The sequence below is a fragment of the Terrabacter sp. Soil810 genome (assembly GCF_001429645.1).
Classification (GTDB): Bacteria; Actinomycetota; Actinomycetes; order Actinomycetales; family Dermatophilaceae; genus Terrabacter.
The window spans coordinates 333,712-360,196 of the sequence record NZ_LMSW01000014.1; the positions used below are offsets into that span (position 1 = coordinate 333,712).

26 protein-coding genes are annotated in these 26,485 nt (G+C 72.7%); 13 read left to right on the forward strand and 13 right to left on the reverse strand.

Annotated features, from left to right (window positions below):
* The first annotated feature begins 53 nt into the window (after positions 1-53).
* From ASG96_RS19850 to ASG96_RS23870, 9 genes are all read left to right on the forward strand, one after another.
* Positions 54-812 (forward strand): LamB/YcsF family protein, encoded by a 759-nt coding sequence (locus ASG96_RS19850; RefSeq protein ID WP_082588593.1) that lies wholly within the window; start codon positions 54-56, stop codon positions 810-812.
* 23 nt (positions 813-835) lie between these two features.
* Complete coding sequence (locus ASG96_RS19855) at positions 836-2,437, forward strand: urea amidolyase family protein (protein ID WP_082591928.1); 1,602 nt, start codon at positions 836-838, stop codon at positions 2,435-2,437.
* A 187-nt stretch (positions 2,438-2,624) separates the two neighbouring features.
* Positions 2,625-3,581, forward strand: coding sequence for a lytic transglycosylase domain-containing protein (locus tag ASG96_RS24345; protein ID WP_057589072.1), 957 nt, complete (start codon positions 2,625-2,627; stop codon positions 3,579-3,581).
* Positions 3,582-3,743: 162 nt separating this feature from the next.
* Positions 3,744-5,468 (forward strand): nitrite/sulfite reductase, encoded by a 1,725-nt coding sequence (locus ASG96_RS19865; protein WP_057589073.1) that lies wholly within the window; start codon positions 3,744-3,746, stop codon positions 5,466-5,468.
* Positions 5,465-6,214 (forward strand): phosphoadenylyl-sulfate reductase, encoded by a 750-nt coding sequence (locus tag ASG96_RS19870; protein WP_056754872.1) that lies wholly within the window; start codon positions 5,465-5,467, stop codon positions 6,212-6,214. The genes ASG96_RS19865 and ASG96_RS19870 overlap by 4 nt, the downstream gene beginning before the upstream one ends.
* The gene (cysD, locus tag ASG96_RS19875) at positions 6,211-7,158 is read left to right on the forward strand and encodes a sulfate adenylyltransferase subunit CysD (protein WP_056754874.1); all 948 of its coding nucleotides are present in this window, start codon (positions 6,211-6,213) and stop codon (positions 7,156-7,158) included. Before ASG96_RS19870 ends, cysD begins: the two co-directional genes overlap by 4 nt.
* 73 nt (positions 7,159-7,231) lie before the next feature.
* The gene (locus ASG96_RS19880; RefSeq protein ID WP_056754876.1) at positions 7,232-8,602 is read left to right on the forward strand and encodes a sulfate adenylyltransferase subunit 1; all 1,371 of its coding nucleotides are present in this window, start codon (positions 7,232-7,234) and stop codon (positions 8,600-8,602) included.
* On the forward strand, positions 8,590-9,813 hold the full coding sequence (cobA, locus tag ASG96_RS19885) for a uroporphyrinogen-III C-methyltransferase (RefSeq protein ID WP_057589074.1): 1,224 nt from the start codon (positions 8,590-8,592) through the stop codon (positions 9,811-9,813). Before ASG96_RS19880 ends, cobA begins: the two co-directional genes overlap by 13 nt.
* A 126-nt stretch (positions 9,814-9,939) precedes the next feature.
* On the forward strand, positions 9,940-10,113 hold the full coding sequence (locus ASG96_RS23870) for a hypothetical protein (RefSeq protein ID WP_157611066.1): 174 nt from the start codon (positions 9,940-9,942) through the stop codon (positions 10,111-10,113).
* 15 nt (positions 10,114-10,128) lie between these two features.
* On the opposite strand, the gene ASG96_RS19890 is transcribed toward ASG96_RS23870, so the two are convergent.
* Positions 10,129-10,683 (reverse strand): hypothetical protein, encoded by a 555-nt coding sequence (locus tag ASG96_RS19890; protein WP_057589075.1) that lies wholly within the window; start codon positions 10,681-10,683, stop codon positions 10,129-10,131.
* A gap of 99 nt (positions 10,684-10,782) precedes the next feature.
* On the opposite strand from ASG96_RS19890, the gene ASG96_RS19895 reads away from it, so the two are divergent.
* Positions 10,783-13,815: a glycoside hydrolase family 38 C-terminal domain-containing protein gene (locus ASG96_RS19895; protein WP_057589076.1), complete on the forward strand. Its 3,033-nt coding sequence runs from the start codon at positions 10,783-10,785 to the stop codon at positions 13,813-13,815.
* A gap of 59 nt (positions 13,816-13,874) precedes the next feature.
* On the opposite strand, the gene ASG96_RS19900 is transcribed toward ASG96_RS19895, so the two are convergent.
* From ASG96_RS19900 to ASG96_RS19930, 7 genes are all read right to left on the reverse strand, one after another.
* Positions 13,875-14,828 carry a phosphotransferase enzyme family protein gene (locus ASG96_RS19900; protein ID WP_057589077.1) on the reverse strand — a complete coding sequence of 318 codons (954 nt, stop codon included), beginning with the start codon at positions 14,826-14,828 and terminating at the stop codon, positions 13,875-13,877.
* Positions 14,829-14,858: 30 nt separating this feature from the next.
* The gene (locus ASG96_RS19905; RefSeq protein WP_057589078.1) at positions 14,859-15,452 is read right to left on the reverse strand and encodes a hypothetical protein; all 594 of its coding nucleotides are present in this window, start codon (positions 15,450-15,452) and stop codon (positions 14,859-14,861) included.
* Between the two features lie 56 nt (positions 15,453-15,508).
* Complete coding sequence (locus tag ASG96_RS19910) at positions 15,509-16,177, reverse strand: Type 1 glutamine amidotransferase-like domain-containing protein (RefSeq protein ID WP_057589079.1); 669 nt, start codon at positions 16,175-16,177, stop codon at positions 15,509-15,511.
* A gap of 19 nt (positions 16,178-16,196) precedes the next feature.
* Entirely contained in the window at positions 16,197-16,589 is a 393-nt protein-coding gene (locus ASG96_RS19915; RefSeq protein WP_057589080.1) for a YciI family protein, read from the reverse strand.
* A 91-nt stretch (positions 16,590-16,680) separates the two neighbouring features.
* Positions 16,681-17,040, reverse strand: a complete 360-nt coding sequence (locus ASG96_RS19920) for a YciI family protein (protein ID WP_057589081.1) — start codon at positions 17,038-17,040, stop codon at positions 16,681-16,683.
* Between the two features lie 131 nt (positions 17,041-17,171).
* Positions 17,172-18,101: a hypothetical protein gene (locus tag ASG96_RS19925; RefSeq protein WP_057589082.1), complete on the reverse strand. Its 930-nt coding sequence runs from the start codon at positions 18,099-18,101 to the stop codon at positions 17,172-17,174.
* Between the two features lie 112 nt (positions 18,102-18,213).
* Entirely contained in the window at positions 18,214-18,981 is a 768-nt protein-coding gene (locus ASG96_RS19930) for an AAA family ATPase (protein ID WP_235509238.1), read from the reverse strand.
* Positions 18,982-19,451: 470 nt separating this feature from the next.
* Here ASG96_RS19930 and ASG96_RS19935 point away from each other — a divergent pair, with 470 nt between their 5' ends.
* Positions 19,452-19,931, forward strand: a complete 480-nt coding sequence (locus ASG96_RS19935; protein ID WP_057589241.1) for a group II truncated hemoglobin — start codon at positions 19,452-19,454, stop codon at positions 19,929-19,931.
* Positions 19,932-20,051: 120 nt separating this feature from the next.
* On the opposite strand, the gene ASG96_RS19940 is transcribed toward ASG96_RS19935, so the two are convergent.
* From ASG96_RS19940 to ASG96_RS19955, 4 genes are all read right to left on the reverse strand, one after another.
* Positions 20,052-20,882 (reverse strand): anti-sigma factor domain-containing protein, encoded by an 831-nt coding sequence (locus ASG96_RS19940; protein ID WP_057589083.1) that lies wholly within the window; start codon positions 20,880-20,882, stop codon positions 20,052-20,054.
* Entirely contained in the window at positions 20,879-21,490 is a 612-nt protein-coding gene (gene sigK, locus ASG96_RS19945) for an ECF RNA polymerase sigma factor SigK (protein WP_082591907.1), read from the reverse strand. The genes ASG96_RS19940 and sigK overlap by 4 nt, the downstream gene beginning before the upstream one ends.
* Before the next feature lie 44 nt (positions 21,491-21,534).
* Positions 21,535-22,197, reverse strand: coding sequence for a fasciclin domain-containing protein (locus ASG96_RS19950; protein ID WP_057589084.1), 663 nt, complete (start codon positions 22,195-22,197; stop codon positions 21,535-21,537).
* Positions 22,198-22,308: 111 nt separating this feature from the next.
* The gene (locus tag ASG96_RS19955; RefSeq protein ID WP_057589085.1) at positions 22,309-23,886 is read right to left on the reverse strand and encodes a molybdopterin-dependent oxidoreductase; all 1,578 of its coding nucleotides are present in this window, start codon (positions 23,884-23,886) and stop codon (positions 22,309-22,311) included.
* 261 nt (positions 23,887-24,147) lie between these two features.
* Here ASG96_RS19955 and ASG96_RS19960 point away from each other — a divergent pair, with 261 nt between their 5' ends.
* The gene (locus ASG96_RS19960) at positions 24,148-24,840 is read left to right on the forward strand and encodes a hypothetical protein (protein WP_157611067.1); all 693 of its coding nucleotides are present in this window, start codon (positions 24,148-24,150) and stop codon (positions 24,838-24,840) included.
* An 85-nt stretch (positions 24,841-24,925) separates the two neighbouring features.
* Positions 24,926-25,942, forward strand: a complete 1,017-nt coding sequence (locus ASG96_RS19965; protein ID WP_057589087.1) for an LLM class flavin-dependent oxidoreductase — start codon at positions 24,926-24,928, stop codon at positions 25,940-25,942.
* Positions 25,943-25,967: 25 nt separating this feature from the next.
* On the opposite strand, the gene ASG96_RS19970 is transcribed toward ASG96_RS19965, so the two are convergent.
* Entirely contained in the window at positions 25,968-26,411 is a 444-nt protein-coding gene (locus ASG96_RS19970) for an SRPBCC family protein (RefSeq protein ID WP_057589088.1), read from the reverse strand.
* Positions 26,412-26,485 lie beyond the last annotated feature (74 nt).

Here is a 26,485-nt window from a genome sequence, read left to right on the forward strand (position 1 = left end):
TCGGACACGGCCAGGCCATGCGGCGCCGACCTCCGGTGCGGGAGGATCGGGTCATGCGCCTCGACCTCAACGCCGACGTCGGTGAGTCCTTCGGTGTGTGGACCCTGGGCGACGACGCCGCCGTGCTCGACGTCGTCACGAGCGCCAACGTCGCCTGCGGCTTCCACGCCGGGGACCCGCTCACGCTTCGCACGACGTGCCGGTATGCCGCCGAGCGGGGTGTCGTCGTCGGCGCGCAGGTCGCCTACCGCGACCTCGCCGGCTTCGGTCGGCGCTTCATGGACGTCCCGGCCGAGGAGCTGACCGCCGACCTCATCTACCAGCTCGGCGCCCTGTCGGCGATCGCCCAGGTCGAGGGCACTGACGTCGCCTACGTCAAGCCGCACGGCGCCCTCTACAACGCGGTCGTCCACCACGAGGCGCAGGCCCGGGCGCTCGTCGACGCCGTCGTGGCGGTCGACACGTCCCTGCCGGTCCTCGGCCTGCCCGGCAGCCTCGTGCTCGAGCTCGCGGCGGACGCTGGGCTGCGCGCGGTGACCGAGGCCTTCGCCGACCGTGCCTACACGCCCGAGGGTCGGCTCGTGCCGCGCACGGAGCCGGGAGCGGTCCTCCACGACCCCGTCGAGGTGGCGGCGCGTGTCGTCCGACTCGTGCTCGACGGCGTCGTCACCGCCGTCGACGGCACGGACGTCGAGGTGCGCGCGGAGTCCGTGTGCATCCACGGCGACACCCCGGGCGCCGTCGCGATGGCGCGGGCGGTGCGGGCGGGTCTCGAGCAGGCCGGCGTCGAGATCCGCCCCTTCGCGGGCTGAGCGTGGAGGCGCGGCTGCTTCCGATGGGTGGCGCAGCCCTGCTCGTCGAGGTGGCCGACACCGACGCCGCGCTGGTCCTGCGAGCCCACCTGGCGCCGCTCGTCGAGCAGGCTGCTGGCGTGTGGGCGGCCGTCGACCACCTCGTCGTGGGCGCACGCACGGTGCTCGTCGTGGTGCGCGATCCCGGCCTGCGGTCGGACGTCGGTCGGGCGTGCCTCGACGAGGCGGCCGGACTCGCCGCGACTCCCACGGTCCCGGGCGAGGACGTCGTCGAGATCCCGGTCCGCTACGACGGGCCCGACCTCGAGGAGGTCGCCCGCCTCACCGGCCTCTCCCGCGACGCGGTAGTCCGGGCCCACACCGGCACGACCTGGCGGGTCGGCTTCGGTGGCTTCGCGCCCGGCTTCGCCTACCTCGTCGACGGAGACCCCCGACTGCGGGTCCCACGCCGGGACGAGCCGCGCACGCGAGTCCCGGCCGGATCGGTCGCTCTGGCAGGCGATTTCAGCGGTGTCTACCCCCAGGACTCGCCTGGGGGCTGGCAGCTGGTCGGGACCACCGATGCAGCTCTGTGGGACGTCGACCGCGACCCGCCCGCCCTCCTCGTGCCCGGTCGGTCGGTCCGCTTCGTCGAGGTCGACGCCACCTCGCCCCCGTCGTCGAGTGGCCCCGTGGCCCCACGCACCACACGGGTGACCGGGGCGGGAGCGACAGCCGGGCCCCCCGAGGGGCAGGACCGTGCGGCCGGGCGGGGGCTGGAGGTGCTCGCCACCGGGCCGCTAACGCTCGTCGAGGACCTCGGCCGGCCCGGCTTCGCCGACGTGGGGGTGGGACGCTCCGGCGCAGCCGACCCGACGGCATACCTCCTCGGTCTGCGTCTGGTGGGGCACGCCGACGCCGGCGAGGCGACGCCCGCCTCCCTCGAGGTCACGCTCGGTGGGCTGTCCGTGCGTGCCCGCGGCGACCTGCTCGTGGCGCTGACCGGAGCTCCGTGCCCGGCGGACGTCGACGGCAGGCCGGTCCCGCACGCCGCGCCGGTCGCGCTCGCCGACGGGCAGGTGCTGACGCTCGGGGTCCCGACGGTCGGCCTGCGCACGTGGCTCGCCGTGCGGGGCGGTGTCGTGGTCGCGCCGGTGCTGGGGTCGCGGTCGACGGACACGCTGGCGCGCCTCGGACCGCCCGTCCCCTCGGTCGGCGACGTGCTCCCCGTCGGACCTGCGCCGGCGTCGTTCCCCGTCGTCGAGGTGGCACCGCAGCCGTCGTTCCCCACGGGCGAGGTCGTGCTCGACCTGGTCCCGGGATCCCGCGCTGACTGGTGTGACCTCTCGGGTCTCGACGACGTGCGCTGGACCATCTCCTCTCGCAGCAACCGTGTGGGAATCCGCCTGGAGGGCAAACAGATCCATCGACAGGGCGCGTATGCCGACCGCGAGCTCCCGAGTGAGGGCATGATCACGGGGGCGGTGCAGGTGCCACCGGGTGGTGAGCCCGTCGTCTTCCTCACCGACCACCCGGTGACCGGCGGCTATCCCGTCGTCGCCGTGCTGACGCCGCCCGCCGTGGCCCTCGCGGCACAGCTGCGTCCCGGACAGCAGGTGCGGCTGCGCTGGTCACGCGGCGGGTGAGGAGGATGCGAGCGACCTGCCGGGGTGGATTCCTTCACCGAGGTGTCGCGGGCGCCCGGCGTCGCGACGACGCGAGCCGCGGGGCAGGATGGTCCGTGGCCCGACGGGACTCGGCGTTCGTCGCCATGATCGGGGATTTCGCGTTCTACTGGTGAGTGGGGCGCCCACGCGCCACCGAGGAGGGGACATGTCACGCCGGACCGGGCGAGGCCTGACCGCGGCACGAGCCGCCGCGGCCTCCGTCGCCGTGGCTGCGGTCCTGCTCGGTGGGGCCCCAGGGGCCGTGGCCGACACCGCGCCCGCCGTGCCGACGCCCACCCCGGCGCCGCTGCTGTCTCCCCTGGTCGGCGGTGGGACCGCGTCGCCCACCAGCACCGCCAGCGCGACTCCATCTGATTCACGACCGCCCTTCGACGCCGGGTTCGGTTCCGTGGCAGGCGATCTCGTGCTCCCGGTCTTCGACGAGATCCGCGTCGCGGCGGCACTCCTCGTCGGGGACGCGGCCCAGGTTCCGGTCCCGGTCCCCGCCGCCTCCCTCGAGCCGGGCGGCGGGTCGAGCAGCAACCCCACGCCGTGGCGACCGAAGGCGGTCATCAGGATCCCGGTCGCCGTCAAGGCGCCCTCGAAGGGCACCACGAGGCCGGCCGCGCGGACCAAGGACGAGATCCTCTGGGCGGCATACGCGGGCGCTGCGCAGCGGCAGCGCAGCTGTCGCATCCCTGCCATGCTCCTGGCCGCGATCGGCGAGGTCGAGTCGTCCTCGCTACGTGGGCGCCGGCTCGACGCCGGGCACGACGTGGTCCCGCCGGTCTTTGGCCCCGTGCTCTCGGCGATCCGCGACAGCGACGGCGGACGCTACGACGGCGACTCGGTGTGGGACCGCGCCGCCGGGCCGATGCAGTTCATCCCGGGCACGTGGCGCCTGTGGGGCGCCGACGGCAACGGCGACGGCGTCCGCGACCCGCAGAACGTCGAGGACGCCGCGCTCGCCGCCGCGAACTACCTCTGCGCCGGTGGGCGCGACCTGTCGCGACCGGCCGACCTCACCGCCGCCGTGCTCTCCTACAACCACTCGCAGCGCTACCTCTCCACCGTGCTCGGCATCGTCCAGGCCGTCGACTCCGGCCAGCTCGCCGGCCCCTGACCCTGAAGCCCAACCGTCGAAAGGCCACAAACCGGGACGCGGTTCGTGGCCTTTCGACGGTTGACGGGCGTGCCTGCCCGGCATTCCCACCGGGTTGGTGGGAAAGGGCCGCACTCTGGACCCGGTTGGGCTGGGATAATCGCTGGTTATACATTCGATCACATGACCGTCACCGAATCCGCGACCGGAACGGGCCCCGCGCGCCCCGGCACGCGTCCGCCCCGCGCCGGCCGCTCCAACGGGCAGTGGAAGGTCGACGGCACCGAGCCGCTCAACGGCAACGAGGCGTGGAAGCAGGAGGACGGCGGGCTCAACGTCCGCGAGCGCATCGAGCAGGTCTACTCGCGCGAGGGCTTCGCGTCCATCCCGCCCCAGGACCTCTCCGGCCGGTTCCGCTGGTGGGGGCTCTACACGCAGCGCCGTCCCGGCATCGACGGCGGCCGCACGGCCCAGCTCGACGACACCGAGCTGTCCGACGAGTACTTCATGCTCCGCGTCCGCCTCGACGGCGGCGCGATCGGCCTCGCCCAGCTGCGCGTCCTCGCGGAGATCAGCCACGAGTTCGCCCGCGGCACGGCAGACATCAGCGACCGCCAGAACATCCAGTACCACTGGATCCGCGTCGAGGACGTCCCCGAGATCTGGCGCCGCCTCGAGGCCGTCGGCCTCCAGACGACCGAGGCCTGCGGCGACACCCCCCGCGTCATCCTCGGCAGCCCGCTCGCCGGCGTCGCGCAGGACGAGATCATCGACCCGACGCCGGTCATCGACGAGATCCTCGACCGCTACATCGGCGACCCCGAGCTCGCCAACCTGCCGCGCAAGTTCAAGTCGGCCATCACCGGCCACCCGAGCCTGGACGTCGTGCACGAGATCAACGACATCTCCCTCGTCGGCGTCGTCCACCCCGAGCTCGGCGCCGGCTACGACCTCTGGGTCGGCGGTGGCCTCTCGACGAGCCCCCGCCTGGCCGAGCGCGTCGGGGTCTTCGTGCGGCCCGAGGAGGCGGCCGAGGTCTGGCACGGCGTCATCCGGATCTTCCGCGACTACGGCTACCGCCGCCTGCGCAACAAGGCCCGCCTCAAGTTCCTCCTCGCCGAGTGGGGCCCCGAGAAGTTCCGCCAGGTGCTCCAGGACGAGTACCTCGAGCGTGAGCTCCCCGACGGCCCGCCGCCGGCCCCCGCCCATGGTCCCGGCGACCACGTCGGCGTGCACCTGCAGAAGGACGGCAAGCGCTACATCGGCGCCGCCCCCACCGTCGGGCGCATCAGCGGTGACGTCCTCACCGGTGTCGCCGAGCTCATGGAGTCGGTCGGCTCCGACCGGCTGCGCCTCACCCCGCACCAGAAGCTCGTCGTCCTCGACGTGCCCGGTCGCCGGGTGCGCGGCGCCGTGACGCGCCTCGAGAAGCTCGGGCTGAGCACCGCGCCGAGCCCCTTCCGCCGGCACACGATGGCGTGCACCGGCATCGAGTTCTGCAAGCTCGCCATCGTCGAGACCAAGGCGACGGCCGCGACGACGATCGCCGCTCTCGAGCAGCGCCTCGCCGACGTCACCGGGCAGCTCGACACCCCGATCAGCCTCAACGTCAACGGTTGCCCCAACTCCTGCGCGCGCATCCAGGTGGCCGACATCGGCCTCAAGGGCCAGCTCGTGACGATCGACGGCGAGCAGGTGCCGGGCTTCCAGGTGCACCTCGGCGGTGGCCTCGCCTCCGTCGACCGCGACGAGGCCGGCCTCGGACGCACCGTCCGCGGCCTCAAGGTGACGGCCGACGACCTGCCCGACTACGTCGAGCGCGTCGTGCGGACCTTCCTCGACCAGCGCGAGTCCGGCGAGAGCTTCTCGTCGTGGACCCGTCGAGCAGACGAAGGAGCACTCCTGTGACCGCAGTCCCCCTCGCGACCCCGAAGGTGCCGCGCAGGCGCCGCAGCGAGGTCGAGCTCAAGGCGATCGTCGACGACTTCAACGAGACGCTCGGCGCCGACCCCGAGCACGAGCCCACGGCCGACGAGGTCGCCGCGTGGGCGGCCTTCCACTTCGACGGCACCCTCGCGGTGGCCTGCTCGATGGCCGATGCCGTCCTGCCCCACGTCGTCTCGCGCTTCGCGCCGGGCGTCGACGTCCTCTTCCTCGAGACCGGCTACCACTTCTCCGACACGATCGTCACCCGCGACATCGTCGCCGAGGACCTGCCGATCACGCTCGTCAACGTGCTGCCCGAGCTGACCGTCGCCGAGCAGGACGAGAAGTACGGCGCCCGCCTCTACGAGCGCGACCCGGCGCTCTGCTGCCAGATGCGCAAGGTCGAGCCGCTCGCGCGGACCCTGCCGCTCTACGAGGCGTGGGTCACCGGCGTGCGGCGCGAGGAGGGCCCGACCCGGGCCGACACCCCCCTCGTGACGTGGGACGCCAAGAACGGCCTCGTCAAGATCAACCCGCTCGCGGCGTGGACCTTCGACGAGCTGCTGGCGTATGCCGGTGAGCACCAGGTCGAGGTCAACTCCCTCCTCTCCGACGGCTACCCGTCGATCGGCTGCGAGCCGTGCACCCGCCGGGTCGAGCCCGGCGAGGACCCCCGCGCCGGCCGCTGGGCCGGCTTCTCCAAGACCGAGTGCGGACTCCACACATGACGACGACCACCACCACCCCGCCGGCCGTCGCCGCCGCCGACTCCGACGACCGCCGCCTCACGCACCTCGACGCGCTCGAGGCCGAGGCGATCCTCGTCATCCGCGAGATGGCCGGCGAGCTCGAGCGGCCGGCGCTGCTCTTCAGCGGTGGCAAGGACTCCGTCGTCATGCTCCACCTCGCGACGAAGGCCTTCTGGCCGGCGCCGATCCCCTTCCCGGTGCTGCACGTCGACACGGGCCACAACTTCCCCGAGGTGCTCGCCTACCGCGACGAGACCGTCGAGCGGCTCGGTCTGCGGCTCGTCGTCGCGAGCGTCCAGGACTACATCGACGACGGACGGCTGCGCGAGCGCGCCGACGGCACCCGCAACCCGCTCCAGACGCTGCCGCTGCTCGACGCCATCAACGACAACCGTTTCGACGGCGTCTTCGGCGGCGGCCGCCGCGACGAGGAGAAGGCGCGCGCCAAGGAGCGCATCGTCAGCCTCCGCGACGAGTTCGGCCAGTGGGACCCGAAGAACCAGCGCCCAGAGCTGTGGAACCTCTTCAACCCCAGGCACCGTCCGGGCGAGCACGTGCGTGTCTTCCCGATCAGCAACTGGACCGAGGTCGACATCTGGCGCTACATCGACCGCGAGGACATCCCGCTCGCGCCGCTCTACTACGCCCACGAGCGCGAGGTCTTCCAGCGCGACGGCATGTGGCTCGCGGTCGGTCCGGTGAGCCGGCCCCGTGACGACGAGCCCGTCGAGACGCGCCTCGTGCGCTACCGCACCGTCGGCGACATGTCGTGCACGGGGGCCGTCGAGTCCCCGGCCCGCACCAACGCCGAGATCGTCGTCGAGGTGGCCGCCTCGACCCTGACCGAGCGCGGCGCCACGCGTGCCGACGACCGGATCTCCGAGGCCGCCATGGAGGACCGCAAGAAGGAGGGCTACTTCTGAGCTCCCCACGACGTTCTCCACTCGTCCCTCGCTCCGATACGTCGCGGGGGCCCCACGACAAGGACACCCTGAGATGAGCGCCACCAGCACGCCCGTCCTCGACCCGGCCGCCGTCGCCGGCGCCGCCCGCGGGACGCTCCTGCGGCTCGCCACCGCGGGCTCGGTCGACGACGGCAAGTCGACCCTCGTCGGCCGGCTCCTCCACGACACGAAGTCGGTGCTGTCCGACCAGCTCGCCGCCGTCGAGCGGGTCAGCCGCGACCGCGGCCTGACCGCTGCAGACCTGGCCCTGCTCACCGATGGCCTGCGCGCCGAGCGCGAGCAGGGCATCACCATCGACGTCGCCTACCGCTACTTCGCGACGGCGAGCCGCTCGTTCGTCCTCGCGGACTGCCCCGGGCACGTGCAGTACACCCGTAACACCGTGACGGGCAGCTCGACGGCCGACGTCGTCGTGCTCCTCGTCGACGCCCGCAAGGGCGTGCTCGAGCAGACCCGTCGCCACCTCGCGGTGACCGCGTTGCTCCGGGTGCCGCACGTCGTCGTTGCCGTCAACAAGATCGACCTCGTCGACTTCTCGCAGGAGGTCTACGACCGCGTCGAGGCCGAGGTGCAGGCCGTGGCCCGTGAGCTCGGTGTCGTCGACGCCATCGCGATCCCGGTCAGCGCGCTCGACGGCGACAACGTCGCGGAGCGTTCGCCGCGCACGCCCTGGTACGACGGCCCGAGCCTGCTCGAGCTGCTCGAGGCGCTCCCGCCCTCGGACGACCCGGGGGGCGAGTCCTTCCGGCTGCCGGTGCAGCTCGTCATCCGCCCCCAGGGGGCGGCACGCGACGAGGCGCACCGCGACTACCGGGGGTATGCCGGCCAGGTGGCCTCGGGCGTCGTGCGCGTCGGTGACGAGGTGGTGGCCCTCCCGTCGGGCCGCCGCACGACCGTCGCGGGCATCGACCTCGGCGACCGCGAGCTCCAGGAGGCCTTCGCGCCGCAGTCGGTGACACTGCGCCTCGCCGACGAGATCGACATCTCGCGCGGCGACGTCATCGCGGCCGCGGCCGATGCCCCCGAGCCGACGCAGGACATCAAGGCCGTCGTCTGCTGGCTCGGCGACGCGCCGCTGCGCCCGGCCCAGCGCCTGCTGCTCAAGCACGGTTCGCGCACGGTGCAGACCGCCGTGCGCTCTCTCGACGGAGCCCTCGACCTCGACGACCTCCACACGGTCCCCGCGGAAGCCCTGTCGCTCAACGACATCGGCCTCGTGACACTTCGTCTCGCCGCGCCCGTCCCGGTCGAGAACTACTCGACCTCGCGCCGCGGTGGCTCGTTCCTGCTCATCGACGCGCACGACGGGCGCACCGTCGCCGCCGGCATGGTCGGCGCGACCCTGCCCACCGCCGCCGACGCCCCGACCGAGCCCGAGGGTGACGAGGAATGGGAGATCTGAAGCCGGCCCTGCCGGTCGTCCTCGACCTGACCGGCCGCCTCGTCGTCGCGGTCGGTGGCGGCCCGGTGTCCGCACGCCGGGTCCGGGCCTTCCTCGACGAGGGCGCCGTCGTCCGCGTCGTCGCGCCCTGGCTCTGCGAGGACCTGCGCGACCTGGCCGTCGCCGGCCGGGTCGACTGGGCCCCCCGCGACTACGCCGGACCCTCCGACCTCGCCGGCGCCTGGTTCGCCCACACCGCCACGGGCGAGCCGTCGGTCGACCGCGAGGTCGCCGCCGACGCCGAGGCCCTGCGCATCTGGTGCGTCGACGCGACCGACGCGGCCGGCACCACCGCGAGCGTCGCCGCTCGCGCCGACGTGACCACCCCGGACGGCCGCGTCACGGTGGCCGCGTATGCCGCGGGCGACCCCGGTCTGGCCGTGACGGTCCGCGACGGGGTGGAGCGGGCGCTCGCCTCGGGCACCCTCGACCTGCGCCGCACCCGCACGCACGGCAGGCGCGGCTGGGTCGCCCTCGTCGGCGGCGGCCCCGGCACCGACGGCCTGCTCACGACCCGCGGTCACGAGCTGCTCGCGTCGGCCGACGTCGTCGTCGTCGACCGGCTCGCACCCCGGGCCGTCGTCGACCGGCTGCCCGCGTCGGTGCGCGTCATCGACGTCGGCAAGACGCCCGGCCACCACCCGGTGCCGCAGTCGCGGATCAACGACCTGCTCGTCGAGGAGGCCCGGGGGGGCCTCGGCGTCGTGCGCCTCAAGGGCGGCGACCCCTACGTCCTCGGGCGCGGTGGCGAGGAGCGCGACGCGTGCGAGGCACACGGCATACGGGTCGAGGTGGTGCCCGGCGTGACGAGCGCCGTCAGCGTCCCGGCGGCGGCCGGCATCCCCGTCACCCACCGCGGCGTGGCGCGCGGCTTCACCGTCGTCACCGGGCACGACGACATCCCGGTGCTGCCGACGGGCGGCGACCACACGCTCGTCCTGCTCATGGGCGTCACCCAGCTGGCTCGCACGACCGAGCTGCTCGTCCGGCACGGCCGGGCGGCCGACTGCCCCGTCGCGGTCGTCGAACGCGGCTTCGCGCCCGACCAGCGCACGACCGTCGGCACGGTCGGCACCATCGCCGAGCTCGCGCGCGAGCGGGGTGTGCAGGCCCCCGCCGTCGTCGTCGTGGGTGACGTCGTGCGCCTCGGACCCGACTGGCGCCGGCGCTGAACCGCGCTCACCTCGCCCGACCCCCAAGGGGTCGGGCCATCCGTGTTTGGCGGCTGCCCGCGCGTCGGGCTATCGTGGTGGCCAACGCATACCCCTATGGGTATCCATCGAGCGAGGAGAGCGACCATGTGCCGAGCGGCCACCTGCAGGACCTGCGGCAAGACGACGTGGGCCGGCTGCGGCCAGCACGTCGACCAGGTCATGCGCAACGTGCCCGCGGGCCAGCGCTGCCCGGGTCACACCGAGCCGGACAAGGCGTCCGGCTCCGGCTTCCTCAGTCGCATGCTCGGTCGCGGCTGACCACGACCGTCCGCGTCAGGCGAGCGCGGCCGCCTGCCGCTCGACGATCGAGACGAGCTGCGGCCACCGCACCGCCTCGGCCCGTCCCCCGAGAGCCGCGACGACGACGGTGCTGCCGGCGACGCACCACACGGTGAGCGTGCGCGAGTGCTCGCCGTCGAGGACGAACGGCTGCTCGGCTGCCTCGACGTGGGTCGTGCCGGCCACCTCGGGTGCCGCGACGGTCCGCAGCTCGCCGACGTCGGAGAGGCCCTTGCTCTGTGGCATCGTCCGCGGCAGGGCGCGCAGCTCGGTCAGGGCCGCGCGAGCGTCGTCCGGTGACGCGAAGGGGATGACCTGGATGAAGAGGTCGGCCCGGCCCACCTCCTGGTAGCCGCGCACGCTCGTCACCGAGCGGATCGCGCGCGCCCGGGTGATGGCCTCGCTCGTGCTGCCGCTCGCACCGGTGCGGTACGTCCGCCCACCGCGCGCAGCCCAAGGTCCGCCGGGCAGGTCCCCCGCCGCCAGACAGGCGTTGCGCGAGCCGATCGACTTGACCTGCGCCAGCATGAGGCGTCCGATGTTCGTCACGCGGTCACGATATGCCGGAGGTCGGCGCCCGTGCGGCGATCGGTCCGGGCCGGGCCGCTGTGCCGACGTCCGCGGACCCCGCACTCCTGAGAGGCAGTCATGCACGACGACATCCCCCTGACCGTGGGCCGCGTGACGCGCGTCCTCAAGGAGCGCATCCTCCCGGCCGTGCACGCCGAGTCGGTGCCGCTCACGGCCCAGTGGCACGAGCTGCCGGGCGAGCCGGTCCCCCCGGCCGAGGGGCTCGCGCTCGACTACACGCCGTATGCCGTGGGCACCCCGTGGGGCGCAGCCTGGGGCACGACGTGGTTCCGCCTCACCGGCCGCGTGCCGGCGCACTGGGCCGGACGACGCGTGGAGGTGGTCGCCGACCTCGACTTCGACCGCGACATGACCGGCTTCCAGTGCGAGGGCCTCGTCTACCGCGCCGACGGCACGCCCGTGAAGTCCCTCAACCCGCGCAACCAGTGGGTGCTCGTCGCGGACGAGGCCGAGGCCGAGCAGGCCGTCGAGCTCTACGTCGAGGCCGCCTCGAACCCGATCCTGGTCGCGGGCAACCCCTTCGTGCCGACCCGCGAGGGCGACATCGTCACGAGCTCGTCGACGCGCCTCTACACGACGGGCCGACTCGACCTCGCGGTCTTCGAGCGCGACGTCTTCGAGCTGGCGCTCGACGTCGAGGTGCTGCTCGGGCTGCAGGCCGAGCTGCCCGCCGGTCCCCGCCGGATGCGGGTGCTCCAGGCGCTCGACGACGCCATGGACCGCCTCGACCTCCAGCACGTCGCCGCGACGGCCGCCGATGCGCGCGCCGCCCTCGTCGACGTGCTCGCGCAGCCCGCAGAGGCCAGCGCGCACGCGATCTCGGCCATCGGCCACGCGCACATCGACTCCGCGTGGCTCTGGCCGGTGCGCGAGACGATCCGCAAGGTCGCACGCACCACGTCGTCGATGACCACGCTCATCGACGAGACCGACGACTTCGTCTACGGCATGTCGAGCGCCCAGCAGTACGCGTGGATCAAGGAGCACCGGCCCGAGGTCTGGGAGCGTGTCCGGGCCGCCGTGGCGGCCGGGCGCTTCGTGCCGCTCGGTGGCATGTGGGTCGAGAGCGACACCGTCATGCCGTCGGGCGAGTCGCTCGTGCGCCAGTTCCTCCACGGCCAGCGCTTCTTCGAGACCGGGCTCGGCATCCGCTGCCGGGGCGTCTGGCTGCCCGACAGCTTCGGCTACTCGCCCGCCCTGCCGCAGCTGATGCGCCGGGCCGGCTTCGAGTGGTTCTTCACCCAGAAGATCTCGTGGAACCAGGTCAACACGTTCCCGCACCACACCTTCCTCTGGGAGGGCATCGACGGCTCCCGCGTCCTCAGCCACTTCCCGCCGATGGACACCTACAACGCGCAGCTGTCGGGCTCGGAGGTCGCCACGGCGTCGCGCCAGTTCCGCGAGAGCCGCCACGCGAGCGGCTCCATCGCCCCGGTCGGCTGGGGCGACGGAGGCGGCGGCACGACCCGCGAGATGACCGGCACGGCGAGGCGTCTCGCCGACCTCGAGGGCAGCCCCACGGTGCGCTGGGAGCACCCCGACGCCTTCTTCGACCGCGCCCGCGGGGAGCTGGCGCACCCGCCCGTCTGGGTCGGCGAGCTCTACCTCGAGCTGCACCGGGCCACGCTGACGTCGCAGCACCGGACGAAGCAGGGCAACCGGCGCACCGAGCACCTGCTCGTCGAGGCGGAGCGGTGGGCGGCCACGGCCGCGGTGCGGACGGGGACGGCATACCCCCACGACGAGCTCGACGCGCTGTGGCAGCAGGTGCTGCTCCAGCAGTTCCACGACATCCTGCCCGGGACGTCGATCGCGTGGGTGCACCGCGAGGCCGTGGAGCAGTACGCCCGGGTCACCGAGGCGGCCGAGGCGATCGTCGCCCGCTCGCTCGCGGCGCTCGTCGGTGAGGGCGGTGTGGAGGTCGAGGCCAACGCCGCGCCCTTCGAGCGGTCGGGGGTGCCGGCGGGTGGCGCCGTCACGCGTGAGCCCGCGACCCACGAGCCGGGGGCGTATGCCGTGTCCCTGAGCGAGCGCGACGGCGGCTGGGTCCTCGACAACGGCGTCGTCACCGTCACCGTCTCGGCCGACGGGCTGGTCACCTCGGCCGTCGACGTCGCGACGGGACGCGAGGCCGTCGCGCGGGGGCGGGCGGCCAACCTGCTCCAGCTCCACCAGGACGTCCCGAACCGGTGGGACGCGTGGGACGTCGACCGCTACTACCGCAACCGCGTCACCGACGTGCGCGACGTGAGCGCCCTGACGGCATCGGTCGGCGAGGACGGCGTGGCCCGGGTCGTCGTCGAGCGGCGCATCTCCCCGGCGTCGACGGTGCGGCAGGAGCTCTCGCTCGCGCCGGGTGCGCGGGTGCTCGAGATCTCGCAGGAGACCGACTGGCACGAGACCGAGACGTTCCTCAAGGTCGCCTTCCCCCTCGACGTGCGTGCCGAGCACGTCGCCGCCGAGACCCAGTTCGGCTTCCACCGGCGGGTGACGCACACGAACACGAGCTGGGAGGCGGCGAAGTTCGAGACGTCGATGCACCGTTTCGTGCTCGCCGAGGAGCGCGGCTTCGGGGTCGCGCTCGTCAACGACTCGATCTACGGCCACGACGTGACCCGCGACGTGGACGGTGACGACGTCGTCACGACGGTCCGTCTGTCGCTGCTGCGGGCGCCGCGCTTCCCCGACCCCGGGACCGACCAGGGCGTGCAGACCCACCGCTACGGCCTCGTCGTCGGCGCGGACGCCGACGTCGCCACCCGCGAGGGCGCGCTCATGGGCACGCCGGCCCGTCGGGTCACCGGTGCGCACGGCGTCGACCCGCTCGTCACCGTGACCGGCGAGGGCATCGTCGTGTCGAGCGTCAAGGAGGCCGCCGACCGCTCGGGCGACCTCGTCGTCCGGGTCTACGAGTCGCTCGGGGGCCGCGCCCGGGGCACCCTGCGCCTCGACCTCCCGGTCGCGTCGGTGGCGACGGTGACGCTGCTCGAGGAGCCGCTCGGCGGCGGGGAGCTCGCGGTCGTCGACGGCGCCGTGCCGCTCGTGCTCGGGCCGTTCGAGGTGCGCACCGTCCGGGTCGTCCGGGCGTGAGGGCGTCCGCGGGCCGTTGGTCGGGGTGTCGTGTCGTGGTCGTCGCGTCCTCGCCGCCGTCAGGTGACGGCGGCGAGCACCCGGTCGATGCGTGGGAGCGTCACCGGGTCGTCGGGGATCTCGAGGAACCAGGCCGCCAGGCGCTCGCGCTCCGACGCGCTGCTCGCGCCGACCCAGCGGGAGCACGCGAGCTGGCCGATGTGGGCCTGTTCGGCGACGAGCATCGTGAAGTGGCCGCGCCGGGTCACCTGTCCCGGCCCGCCGGCCTCGCGGTAGGCCGTGTGGAGCCGTCGCGCCCGCGCAGGGTCGTCGTCGCCGAACTCGAAGAGCACCATGGCGAGCTCCTGGCTCGGGTCGGCCGGGCCGAGGTTCTCGAAGTCGATGACGCAGACCTCGCCGCCGACCGTGGCGAGCACGTTGTCCGCCCACAGGTCGCGGTGGCAGACCCGAGGTGACTCGTGCGGCTCGATGACCGACTCCACCGCGACGAGCTCGTCGACGAGCGCGCCGAGCTCACCGGCGAAGGGAGCCCCCTCGTCGAGGACCCGCTGGTGCACGTCGCGCCAGCGCTGCTCGCCGAACCCCGTCGCGAACCAGTTGTCGACGACCTCGTCCGACGGCGCCCCCGCCCGGTGCAGTCCTGCGAGGGTGCGCCCCACCGCCACGGGGTCGAGCCGGCGCGTCCGCGGCTGCAGGTCGACCCACTCGAAGACACGGATCGCGGTCTCGCCGTCCGCGGTGGCGACGGTCGTGGCGACCCCGCCGCTGGCGGTGCGTCGGATCCGCGGCGTCACGACCCCCTCCTCGCGGGCCGCGTCGACGAGGTCGGCATCCCGGGAGGCGGCGTCGAGGTCGGGCGTCGCGAACCACTCCTTGACGGCATGGCTGCCGTGTCCGGTGTCGAGCCGCCAGACCTGGCCGAGCTGCCCGCGGGCCACGGGCCCGGTCAGGGTCGACGTCCCGTCGAGACCGTAGGCGTCCGCGACCTCTTGGGCCGCTGAGGGGGTGAGCACCGGATCTCGCTCGCGCTCAGACGATCCCGGTCACGGAAGCACGCGCCAGACGGCGACGCCGACCGTGACGACGGCGAGTGCAAGAGCGGCCCAGCCGAGAGGCGACCGACCGGATCGCCCACGACCGAGCAGGAGCAGCAGCGCCGCGAGGACCGACAGGACCGCCGCGACGACGGTCTCCTCGGCACCGAGGTCGATGGTGCGGATGAGGATCGTGTCGGTGACGCCGTGGCGGGTCATGAAACCCAGCAGCCGGATGAGGAAGAAGAGCCACCAGCCGACGGTGATCCAGAAGAGGGCGACGCCGATCTGGCCGAGCAGGGGGTCGACGGTGTCGTCAGTGGCCCTGGTCGGGGTCGCCGGCCAAACCGGCTGTCCCGCATACGGGTTCGGCGGCACGGGCGGGGCAGACGGTGGTGCGGCGGGCCACGAGGGGTCGGCAGTGGGCAGCTCCCGCGTCGGCTCGAAGACGGGGATGGCCTGGGTCGGGGCTGCGGCTGCCGGCGTCGCCGGTGCTTCCGCGCCGGCACCAGGTCCGCGCGGGATGTTGGGCACGGGGACCGTGAACTGCTCGTCCGGGCCGGTGGACCCGGTGGACCCGCCTGGCACGGGGGTGTCGCTCATGGCGACAACGTACCTCGCGCGTCGACGGACAGGCGCGCTTGGACACCACGCGCGCCTCAGCGGGGGAAGTGGCGCCACGTGCCCTCGGAGACGACCTCGACGCGTCCGTCCTGAACGACGATCGCGGTGTCGTCGTCGATGGCGTAGGCCGCGTTGTCGATGGTCCCGGCCCACCGCTCCGCCTCGGCCATCGAGTTGCCGGGCATCATCGGGTGGTCGACGTGGGGGCAGATCGAGAAGTCCACGACACCGAGCGTCGTGTCGTCGCGACCGGTCGCGGGGTGCCACCGGACGAAGTCGTCGCCGACGCGAGGTGTCATGACGAGGCTGCCGGCGCTCAGCCCGACCCACAGGGCGTCGAGCGACGGCAGGAGGTCGGCGAGGCCGGACTCGCGGATCCAGTGGTGCAGGTACATCGGGTCGCCGCCGTTGACGAGCAGCACGTCGGCCTTGCGGACCTCCGGCACCCAGTGGTCCTCGTCGAGGCTGGGCAGCGCGGTCAGCTCGAGGACGCCCATCGACCTCCAGCCGAGCTCGACCATGGGCGTGCGCGGTTCATGGCCGGCGACGAAGCTCCACGCCTGGCCCATCCCGCCCCGGTTGGCGTGCGAGGCGGTGGGGATGCACAAGGCGTCGCACTCGTCGATCGGCTTGCCGAGCAGGCGCACGAGCGCGTCGTGGATGCTCGGGTTGGTGATGCCTGCGGAGGTGAGCAGGAGGTCCACGTCGTCTCCTCGTCGTAGGTCAGGCGTCCACCGGAGGTGGGCCTGCAAGCGGGCGTACCTCGATCGGGACCCCTGTCGGCGCGCCACCGGGGCCGGGCGACGACGACGCCTTGGCAGCGATGGCGTACGCCCGCTCCTCGCTGTCGCAGTCGACGACCCAGAAGCCGATGAGGAACTCCCTGCCCTCGGGGAAGGGTCCGTCGGTGACGACCGCGGCGCCGTCGTCGGAGCGCACGATCCGGGCCTGGTCGGGCCAGCCGAGCCCGGCGTTGAACACCATCTCGCCGCTGTCCTCCAGCTCCTGGTCGAACGCGCGCTGGAACTCGACCATGTTCCTGATGTCCTCAGGGGCCCAGTGCAGGACCTCTGTGCCGTCATCGCGGCCCACGTGCATCATGAGCATGTACTTCATCGCGACGCTCCTTCGAGGGTGACGTGCCCAGCACTCGACACTAGGCCACGGCGCAGCCGCCGTGCGGGGCACGCCGCCCTCGAGGACGGGGTCAGTCGACCGTGGGACGCGGCTTGAAGCGGCGCACCTCGTGGGTCCAGCCGCACGCCTCGGCGATCTTGCCCGCCCACATCTTGGCGGCCTCGTCGTCGGGGACGTCCACGATGGCGAAGCCGCCGAGGAACTCCTTCGTCTCGACGTAGGGGCCGTCGGTGATCATCACGGTGCCGCTGGTGGGGTCGGCGTGGTAGACGGGGCCGTCCTCCTCCTCCAGACCGCCGGCGAAGACGTACACGCCGGCAGCCTGCATCTCGTCGACGGCTGCCCTGGCGAGCGGCCCGCGCCCACGGAACCACTCCTCGGAGTGGTCGCCCACCCACTGCTGGTTGAAGTAGAGGAGGTACTCGGCCACGACTGGCTCCTTCTGTTGTGACGGACCGAGGTGGTCCGCGTCTGCCTACTACACGAACGGCGGGCGGCGATTTCGACACGGTCGTGCCGGGGATCGGGCATCGAAGCGGCGAGGCACCTCGGAGGATGTCCCTAGAGGATGTAGCTGCTGGAGGCGCTCCAGATGGCGTGCGTGCGGCAGTTGGAGTCGGCGTACTCCTTCGACGTCGACTCGAAGACGGAGTAGAGGCGGTTGACCGACGACCCCGCGGAGCTGGGGGCCCAGACGATCCCCTCCATCATGGGCAAGGTGTTGTGGCTCGAGCGCGCGCCCGTCGACCGCACCTGCGTCGTCACCTTGCTCAGGTTGTCCCGGCCCCAGGAGCGGCTGAAGACGAAGTGGCCGCTCGTGACCTGCACGCCCTGGACGATGGTCGGCGTGCCGTAGGACGCGTTCGGCGTCAGGGTGACGGAGCCGGCGCTCGAGGTGGGGTAGCGGCGCATGACGTTGTTGTAGAAGTCGCCGACGAAGAGGTTGCCGCCGTCGTAGTCGACGTAGGACGCCCGGGTCAGGCTGTTCAGGGTGTAGCGGGCCGCATAGCTGACGGGCTTGCGGGTGCCCGCGGGGACGGACCGGATCCGGTCGATCGGGATGCGGTAGATCCGCGCACCGCCGACGCTGTCGGCGACGTAGAGGTTGCCCCGACCGATGGTGAGGCCACCGGTGTGACCGGTCTTGGGGACCCCGCTCAGCTCGATGGTCTTGACCCAGGCCGAGGTCGAGCGCTTGTAGACGACGACGCGCGGCACCTCGAGCGCGTCCCGGTGGTACATCGACACGTAGAGGTAGTCGCCGCTGGCGTCGTACGTCATGCCCTGGGGTACCCAGTTGGTGTCCTTGTAGGCGCCCAGCGTGTGGCCCGTCCAGTTGTCGAACGGGTCGAGCTGCGGGTCGGCGCAGCTCGTGACCGAGGCGAAGCCGACCGGGTCGGCGGCGGTGGCGGGCGTCGCGGCCACGACGCCGAGCGTCGATGCGAGGGTCAGTGCGATGCCTGCGGCCGTGGTGCGGATGCGTGTCTTCATGAGGTTCCCCTGTGCTCGTCGGAGGACCTCTTCCCCCGATGCTCGGAGACTACTCGCGGGCATCGCCCGATCGGCTCCGGTCGTGGGGGCAATCGGCGCGCCGCCGGCGACCTCAGACCACGGGGTCGGCGAGCTGCCAGCCGGCGGCGACGACCTCGTCGACCGCGGCCACGGCCGCGACCAGTCGCTCCTCGTCGCTGCCGCCCACCTCGACCCAGGGCACGCCGCGCGCGCCCAGCTCCTCGCGGAACCGGCCCTGCATCCACGAGCGGCCCTGCTCGCCGTCGCGTGGGCGGTCCGGGGCGGTGGGGGTCTCGTCGCCGGTGAGGACGTAGAGCGCGGGTGCCGGGCGCGCGTCGGCGAAGGCCCGCACCGTGGGGGACGGGCTGCCGACGTGGCGTTCGTGCCACAGGGTCGTCGCGAAGGCGTCGGTGTCGCAGACGAGCAGCGGGCGCGGCGCCGCAGCCGCTGCGACGTCCTCGAGGGCGGCCTGCTCGCGTGCCACGAGGTCGAGTTCGGTGGTGTGCCACGGCCCGGTCGGGCCGCCGGGTCGCCGCTCGGTCCACTCGCGGCCGAACTGGGGGACGACGGTCGTGCCGTAGTGGGCGCCGAGGGCGTCGGCCAGGGTCGTCGTGCGCGTGGGCTCGGCGCCCACGACGACGACGCGCTTGGTGAACCAGGCCCGCACCGGTGACGGCAACGCCCACCACGAGCCGGCGACATCGGCCCGCACCACGGTCCCGGAGATCGGCGTCGACGCACGCCCCGGGTCGACCTGCACCCACGTCGCGCCGAGCCGGCGGGCCATCTCCTCGCCGTACGCGTCGCTCGTGAACACCGCGTCGACGGGGCCGTCGAGGTGCGACTCGATGACCTCCATGTGCAGGTCCCAGACCTCCGGCGAGTCGAGTCGACGTCGTGGTCGTCGGGGGCCGCGACGACCTGCGCCGTCGGGTGCTCGGCCCGCACCCAGCCGACGCGGACGTCGACCGGGATCGACTCGACGGCGTGGGCCATGACCTCGACGGTGACGCGGTCGCACGTGCTCGTGGCCGCTCGCACGAGAGCCTGGTGCCCGGCGTGGAAGGGGTAGAACTTGCCGATGACGAGCCCGTGCCCGTGACGCCCGCTCACTGGTCGCCCCGAGCGCTCGCGAGCACGTCGTCCGCGCTGACTGCGCCCGCCGCCTCGGTCCGGTCCATGCCAAAAGAACGTACCGGGACGACCCGCCTGCCGTCGCCGACCAAACGGTTCGGTCGCGCCTGACGACGCCCTGTCACCGCAGCGAAGGGGCGGTTCACGACCATCAATCCCGGTGCGGTGGGCCGCCGCGTGAGGTGCACTGGCCTCATGGGTGGAGTCAACGAAGCGGAGCTGCCGACGTTGTACGAGTGGGCGGGAGGTCTGGCGGCGCTGCGCCGGATGATCGACTGCTTCTACGACCGGGTCGAGGTCGATGAAGCCTTGTCAGGCTTCTTCCCGGGCGGTGTTTCCGAGCATCATCGGGCGCACGTCGCGGACTGGTGGGCCGAGGTGCTCGGCGGCCCGGCGACGTACACGGAGCGGCACGGGGGGTACGAGTCCATGCTCCGCCACCACCTCGGCCTGGCCATCACGGCCGCGCAACGGCACCGGTTCGCCGCCACGATGAGCCTGGCCGCCGACGACGCAGAGCTGCCCGGCGATCCGGAGTTCCGGGCGGCGATCATCGGGTACCTCGAGTGGGGCTCCCGGCTTGCCATGGAGAACTCCCAGCCCGACGCGGACCCGGTCGCACACGCGCCCACCCCACGATGGGGCTGGGGCGTCGCGCCGCCGTACCAGGGGTGACCGGTCCGGCTGTTGTCGCAGCGCCTCTTGACGAGGCCGCGAGGTCGGGCGGTCACGAGCTCCAGCTGGGGAAGCCGGGAGCGAGCTCGTGACCGCCCGACGTGCGAGCGACCGGTTGTCTCAGGCGAAGGCGATGAACGCCACGGGGTCGGACGTCGGCTGGTCCGAGCCGCCGTCGGGCTCGACGGTGATGCCGGCGCCCTTCGAGTGGCTCGCGTCGCCGTTGAGCACGACCACCTGGTCCCCACCGCCGGGCATGAGACCCGCCGAGGTCATGTGACCCGTTGCGTCCTGCAGCCACAGCTGGAAGACCTTGCCCGTGGGCGGCTGCGACATGCCGGAGGTGACGATGACGGCCTTGTGGAGCGCGTTGGAGCGCACGATCGTGGCGGTCGCACCACCGGCGAGGCGCTGCCCGTAGCGCGTGGCGTCGGGAGCCGCGAGCACCTGGTCGGCGATGGCCCGGGACGGGTCCTTGTCGATCTGGCGCCAGACGGTGAACCCGCCGATGGCGAGCACGGCCACCGTGGCGGCCGCGACGACGACGCGCCAGCCGCGGGCGAGCCCGCGCGTCTGACGGGACCGACGTCGGCCGGCGAGGTCGTCGCCGTGATCGACGCGCGACCCGGAGGCTGTTGGGGTGGTCGTCTGCTCCTGGACCGGTGCCGGAGCGGTGGACGTGACGGTCTCGTCGGCCGGGTCGTCCTGCTGCACCGGGAGGGGCGGCAGCGGGCGGACGGTCGCGATCTCGGCGAGCACCTTGGCCTTGAGCGAGGCCGGCGGCGCGACCTCGGTCAGCACCGACAGCTCCGACGCGGCGGCGACCAGGCTCTCGACCTCGGCCTGGCAGGCGGTGCAGCCGGCGAGGTGGCGCTCGAAGCGCACCCGCTCGACGTCGTCGAGGGCGTCCACGGCGTAGGCACCGGACAGGGCGTGGATGTCCTCGCTCACAGTGTCACCCCCAACGTGTCTCGTAGTCTGATCAGTCCATCACGGATGCGTGTCTTGGCGGTCCCGAGTGGCAGGTCGAGCATGGTGGCCACCTCCGTATGGGTGTAACCCGAGAGGTAGGCCAGCTCGAGGGCCTGCCGCTGGACCGGTGTGAGCGTCTCCAGCGCCCGGTGAACCCGCTCCGCATCGAGCCGTTCGACGACGGCCTCCGCTGTGGAGTCGTGGGTGACGTCCTGGTTGCTGGCGCCGTACCCCTCGTCGCGGTGGCGGGCTGCCTCCGCCGACCGGACCCGGTCGACGGCCTTGCGGTGAGCGATGGTGAGCATCCACGAGAGAGCCGCACCCTTGCTCGGGTCGAAGCGTGCGCTGTGCCGCCAGATCTCGAGGAAGACCTCCTGGGTGACCTCCTCGGACTGGGCCGGGTCGCGCACGACCCGGCGGACGAGACCGAAGAGCCGGGAGGAGACGGCGTCGTAGAGCTCGCTGAACGCCGTCTCGTCTCCTGTCGCTGCGCGACGGAGCAGCTGCTCCAAGGTGGTTGGGCGGGCGGGTCCCCCCGGCGAGTGATCGCCGGAGGGAACCACCGAGAACCGTGACATGGGGTCCATTGTGTCGCCCGTCCGTGGTCTGCGTCAGCCTGGTCAGCGGACGATCAGGGCATCAGGACGCCGTCGATGATGTACACCGTGGCGTTGGCGGTCGGGACGTTGCCGCAGATGACCTTGGCGTCGGCCTGGCCGACGGTGAAGTTCTCGCCCGAGCCCTTGACCGTGATCGTGGTGCCGGCGAGCGTCTTGTGGTCGCCCGCGAGCTGGTCCGGCGACAGCTTGCCGGCCACGACGTGGTTCGTGAGGATCTTGGTGAGGGTCGGCTTGTCGGCGAGGACCTTCTTGAGGTCGGCGGCCGGGATCTTGGCGAACGCGTCGTTGACGGGCGCGAAGACGGTGATCTCGGGAGCCGAGTTCAGGGTGTCGACGAGGCCGGCGGTCTTGACGGCGGTGACGAGCGTCGAGAGCAGCGGGTTGTTGCTCGCTGCGGTCGCGACCGGGTCGGTGGCCATGCCGTTGAACGAGCCCGAGCCGTCCTTCGGCACGGCCGCGCAGCCCTCACCGAAGACAGCCGCGGCGGCGTCCATCGACTCGGACGAGGTCATCATGTCGGAGGGCGTGCTCGTCATGGCGTCCGAGGACGTCGCGGCGGGCGTGCTGCCACCGGCGGCTGCGGTGTTGTCGCTCGAGCTGCCGCAGGCCGCGAGGCTCAGGGGCAGGGCGATGGCGAGGGCGACGAGGCCGGTACGGGTCTTCATGCTCTTCATGTCAGTCACTCCTTGTGGCTGTGTGGTGCACGGTCATCTGGGATTCGGTGCCGCTGTGGCTCCGGATTGCTTGTCGGAGAGGTTTTTTCGCGGGTTCTTGGCCGTATGCGTTCACGCGACGGTCACCACCACCTCCTGGATGCCGCTCGACCCGCTGGGGAACGGCGTGGCGCGCTGGGTGATCTGCGGCTGCCCCTCGAGGTCGGTCGCGCGCACGGCGATGCGGTGCAGACCGGGCGTGGCGTCCCACTCGAGGTACCACTGGCGCCAGTAGTCGATGCCGACGTCGGGACCGAGCTTCGTCCGCTGCCACGCGCCGTCGTCGACCTTCACCTCGACGGTGCCGACACCGCGGTGCTGGGCCCAGGCGACGCCGCCGATCGCGGTCGTGCCGGCCTTGATCGTCGACAGCGGCGCGGGCGTGTCGATGCGGGCGCTCGTCTTGATCGGGGCGTCCGTCGCCCACTGCCGCTTCGTCCAGTAGGACTGGTCGGCGGCATACGTCGTCAGGGTGAGCCTGGTCAGCCACTTGGTCGCACCGACGAAGCCGTAGAGGCCGGGCGTGATGAGGCGCGCCGGGAAGCCGTGGGTGGCACGGAGCTGGGCGCCGTTCATCCCGATGGCGATCATCGCGTCGCGTCCGTCGCGGACGACGGCGAGCGGGGTGCTGATCATGAAGCCGTCGACGGCGGTGCTCAGCACCTGGTCGGGGCTGCCCGTGATGCCCGCGCGGTCGAGGACGTCGGTGAGCCTGACGCCGAGCCAGCGGGCGGCGCCGATGTAGCCTCCGCCGACTTCGTTGGAGACGCAGGTCATCGTGATGTCGCGCTCGATGAGGGGCATGGCGGCGAGCTCGGCGAAGGTCATCGTGAAGGGCTGGTCGACCATGCCGTCGACCTCGAGGGTCCACGTGTCGACGTCGACCTGGGGCACGACGAGGTTGGTGTCCACGCGGTAGAACGTGTCGGTCGGGGTGCGCAGCGGCGAGATGCCGGAGACGGTGGTCTCGAGCCCCTTCGGGAGCGCCTTGGCCTTGTCGGCGGCGGCGGGCAGCACGACCTTCTTGACCGACTGGGCGCCGGCCCGCAGCTGTCCGCCTACGGCGGCGAGCACCGCGAGGGCGGTGATGCCGAGCGCGCCGCCGATGAAGCCGCGACGGCCGGCGCGTGAGCGGGTCTCGGCGTCAGGGACGGTCGTCATGACCGACCCCCGGGGGCCGGCTGCCTCGTCGCGGCCGGGGGCCCTGCTCGGGGCGTCGCCCGCGGCGGCTCCGGCCAGGCGGGCGAGCCAGACGAGGGTCGCGACGCCGACGGCCATCGCGGCGACGGCGGGGAGGGCGTCGAGCGGGCGGGCGGCGGGACGCAGCAGGGCGGCTGCGCCGGCGAGGCCGGTGAGCAGCACGATGAAACCGACGGCGACGGGCAGGCGCCGGCGGGCGAGCAGGCCGGCCACGGCGGCGAGGACCAGCGTCCCGACGAGCACCGAGCCCTGGAGGATCAGCTTGTCGTTGGTGCCGAAGGTCGCGATCGCCCACTCCTTGACGGGCGTGGGGGTCAGGTCGATCACGGTCGACCCGATGGCGAGCACCGGCGACGATGCAGGAGCGAGGAAGCCCGCGACGAGGTGGCCGGCTGCGATCCCGGCGACCGCGGCGAGGATCCCGCTGAGGGCAAATCGTAGGCGCGTCATGACTGGTCGTTCGGCGCGAGAGGGCGATCCGGATGGTTTCTCGAAGATCCCTTGGAGGAGGGTCGCGTTCAGCGCGGGGCATCCTCGCCCGGGCTGTGATCGAGGTGGCGCCTCGGAGCTGCCAGGTCACGATTGGTGCACGGTGCTCCGTGGTCGGCAGCCCTCGACTCCTCACCCGCCTAGCATGCCCGGCAGGAAGAGGGGTGTCGGATGGGGGCGACTCAGACCGGTTGGGGGAAGGCGCTGAAGGTTGCCCTCGTCGTGATCGGCCTGTCGATTGCTGGTTATCTCGGGCTGATGGTCCTTGTCCTCCACGCGATGCAGGAGCCGTATCCGTTCCTGGACGTGCACAACGAGAGCGGCCGCCCGTTGCTCATCGAGCAGGCCGACGCCGTGTCCTACCGTGGCACGGCGGAGCTGGGCGTGCTCGCGTGGCGACCGCAGGAGGGCTGGCCGACGGGCAGCTATGAGTGCGAGCAGGAGCAGCTGGTGGCTCGCGACCTGAACGGCGCGGTCGTCGCGCGGCGGGCGGGCGCGTGCCCATCCGACTCGTGGACCATCACCGCGGAAGACTTGTCCGCCGCGCCCCGCTACCAGCGAGCGTCGGCGCCTGCTGACCACGTCGAGATCCGGCTCGTTCTGGATCCCTACTCGTCGGAGGCCGAGGTAGCCGCGTGGTGGCGGGCGCTGCCACGGACCCTCGAGCGAGCCGCGGCAGCAGGATCGGCGACGGGGGTGAGCGTGCACGGCCCGTTCGTCGAGGACCGGGACCTGACGTTGTACGTTCGCGGTCAGGATGCCGCCACGGTCCTGGAGTTCGCCCGCACCCAGGTGCTGCGGCCCTCACCCGGCAGGGTGTACGCGTTCGTCAGCGCACCGGGCGAGCCCGCACCTCAGACGGGAACGCCGGTGCTTCTCGACGCGACGACCACACCGAGCGCGCCCACGCGCTGAGGACGACGAGACCACGGAGTCTGCCGGGACGACCCTGCGCGGCGCTCACGGGGAAGAGGTCCCGAGCCGGAGTTGTTCACCCCACGTGAAGAACATCGGATTCCTCTCGTTCGGGCACTGGAACCCCTCGCCGCACTCGGGCACGCAGTCGGCCTCGGACGCCCTGCTCCAGTCCATCGACCTCGCGGTCGCGGTCGAGGAGCTCGGCGCCGACGGCGCGTACTTCCGGATCCACCACTTCGCCCGGCAGCTCGCGTCGCCGTTCCCGCTGCTCGCCGCGGTCGGGGCACGCACGAGCCGGATCGAGATCGGGACCGGCGTCATCGACATGCGCTACGAGAACCCGCTCTACATGGCCGAGGACGCGGGCGCGGCCGACCTCATCTCCGGAGGCCGGCTCCAGCTCGGCATCAGCCGTGGGTCACCCGAGCAGGTCGTCGACGGCTTCCGCTACTTCGGCTACGAGCCGACCGACGGCGACCACGCCGCGATGGCCCGGCAGCACACCGAGGTCTTCCTCGACGTCCTGTCCGGCCGGGGCTTCGCCGAGCCGAACCCACGGCCGATGTTCCCCAACCCGCCTGGCCTGCTGCGCATCGAGCCGCACGCGCCGGGGCTCCGCGACCGCATCTGGTGGGGTGCCGGCAGCCGGGCCACCGCCGAGTGGACGGCCGAGCAGGGGATGAACCTCATGAGCTCGACCCTCCTCACCGAGGACACCGGCGTGCCCTTCCACCAGCTCCAGGCCGAGCAGATCCAGCGCTTCCGCGACGCGTGGACGGCGGCCGGGCACGAGCGGGAGCCGCGGGTCTCGGTGAGCCGCAGCGTGTTCCCGATCGTCGACGAGCGGGACCGCGCGTACTTCGGTCGCGAGTCGGCCAGCCAGGACCAGGTCGGCCACATCGACGGCGGGACGGCGCGCTTCGGCAAGACGTATGCCGGTGAGCCCGACCAGCTCGTCCGTGACCTTGCGGAGGACGAGGCGATCGCGGCCGCGGACACGCTGCTCCTCACCGTGCCCAACCAGCTCGGCGTCGACTACAACGCCCACGTCGTCGAGAGCCTCCTGACGCACGTCGCGCCCGCGCTCGGCTGGCGCTGAGCCGCCCAGGCCCGGCGGCGGCCGGTCAGCCGCGGGCGAGCAGCCGGCGGATCGTCGAGCCGTAGGCCGCGCCGGCGACCTTCGCGACGACGGGGTCGAGGAGCGCGGGCACGCCGCGCACCCCGATGCGCTGCGACCACTCGACGGTCGAGCCCGATGCCGTGGGGGTCACGAGCAGGTCGATGTCTCCACGGACGACCTTGCCCTCCTTGCGGATCCGCGCGCGGCCCGCGGTGGTGGCGGCCGGGGCCTCGATGGACTCGACCACCATGACGTCGTCGAAGCCCACCGGGCCGAGCGCCGTGCGGGCGACGAAGCGCGACCCGTCGACGAGGTCGCGCGCGGCCAGCGCGTCGCCCGTCACGGTCGTCAGCGGGATGACCGCGGTGTGCGCGTCCAGGTCGAGCAGGCGCCTCCATGCCTCGGACGCCGGGAGGTCCGAGGGGACCGTGACGGAGAAGCGTGCCATGCCCGACAGTCTGGACCACGGACTCCCGGTTGAGCCGTGACGCCCGGTCCGTTTGGGTGGATGCGTGACCGACC

Bases quoted from the DNA above. Each gene is read 5' to 3' on its own strand.
- ASG96_RS19850 (WP_082588593.1), top strand. From the start codon at position 54: ATGCGCCTCGACCTCAACGCCGACGTCGGTGAGTCCTTCGGTGTGTGG.
- ASG96_RS19855 (WP_082591928.1), top strand. From the start codon at position 836: ATGGGTGGCGCAGCCCTGCTCGTCGAGGTGGCCGACACCGACGCCGCG.
- ASG96_RS24345 (WP_057589072.1), top strand. From the start codon at position 2,625: ATGTCACGCCGGACCGGGCGAGGCCTGACCGCGGCACGAGCCGCCGCG.
- ASG96_RS19865 (WP_057589073.1), top strand. From the start codon at position 3,744: ATGACCGTCACCGAATCCGCGACCGGAACGGGCCCCGCGCGCCCCGGC.
- cysD (WP_056754874.1), top strand. From the start codon at position 6,211: ATGACGACGACCACCACCACCCCGCCGGCCGTCGCCGCCGCCGACTCC.
- ASG96_RS19880 (WP_056754876.1), top strand. From the start codon at position 7,232: ATGAGCGCCACCAGCACGCCCGTCCTCGACCCGGCCGCCGTCGCCGGC.
- cobA (WP_057589074.1), top strand. From the start codon at position 8,590: ATGGGAGATCTGAAGCCGGCCCTGCCGGTCGTCCTCGACCTGACCGGC.
- ASG96_RS23870 (WP_157611066.1), top strand. From the start codon at position 9,940: ATGTGCCGAGCGGCCACCTGCAGGACCTGCGGCAAGACGACGTGGGCC.
- ASG96_RS19895 (WP_057589076.1), top strand. From the start codon at position 10,783: ATGCACGACGACATCCCCCTGACCGTGGGCCGCGTGACGCGCGTCCTC.
- ASG96_RS19905 (WP_057589078.1), bottom strand. From the start codon at position 15,452: ATGAGCGACACCCCCGTGCCAGGCGGGTCCACCGGGTCCACCGGCCCG.
- ASG96_RS19915 (WP_057589080.1), bottom strand. From the start codon at position 16,589: ATGAAGTACATGCTCATGATGCACGTGGGCCGCGATGACGGCACAGAG.
- ASG96_RS19925 (WP_057589082.1), bottom strand. From the start codon at position 18,101: ATGAAGACACGCATCCGCACCACGGCCGCAGGCATCGCACTGACCCTC.
- ASG96_RS19930 (WP_235509238.1), bottom strand. From the start codon at position 18,981: ATGGAGGTCATCGAGTCGCACCTCGACGGCCCCGTCGACGCGGTGTTC.
- ASG96_RS19935 (WP_057589241.1), top strand. From the start codon at position 19,452: ATGGGTGGAGTCAACGAAGCGGAGCTGCCGACGTTGTACGAGTGGGCG.
- sigK (WP_082591907.1), bottom strand. From the start codon at position 21,490: ATGGACCCCATGTCACGGTTCTCGGTGGTTCCCTCCGGCGATCACTCG.
- ASG96_RS19950 (WP_057589084.1), bottom strand. From the start codon at position 22,197: ATGAAGAGCATGAAGACCCGTACCGGCCTCGTCGCCCTCGCCATCGCC.
- ASG96_RS19955 (WP_057589085.1), bottom strand. From the start codon at position 23,886: ATGACGCGCCTACGATTTGCCCTCAGCGGGATCCTCGCCGCGGTCGCC.
- ASG96_RS19970 (WP_057589088.1), bottom strand. From the start codon at position 26,411: ATGGCACGCTTCTCCGTCACGGTCCCCTCGGACCTCCCGGCGTCCGAG.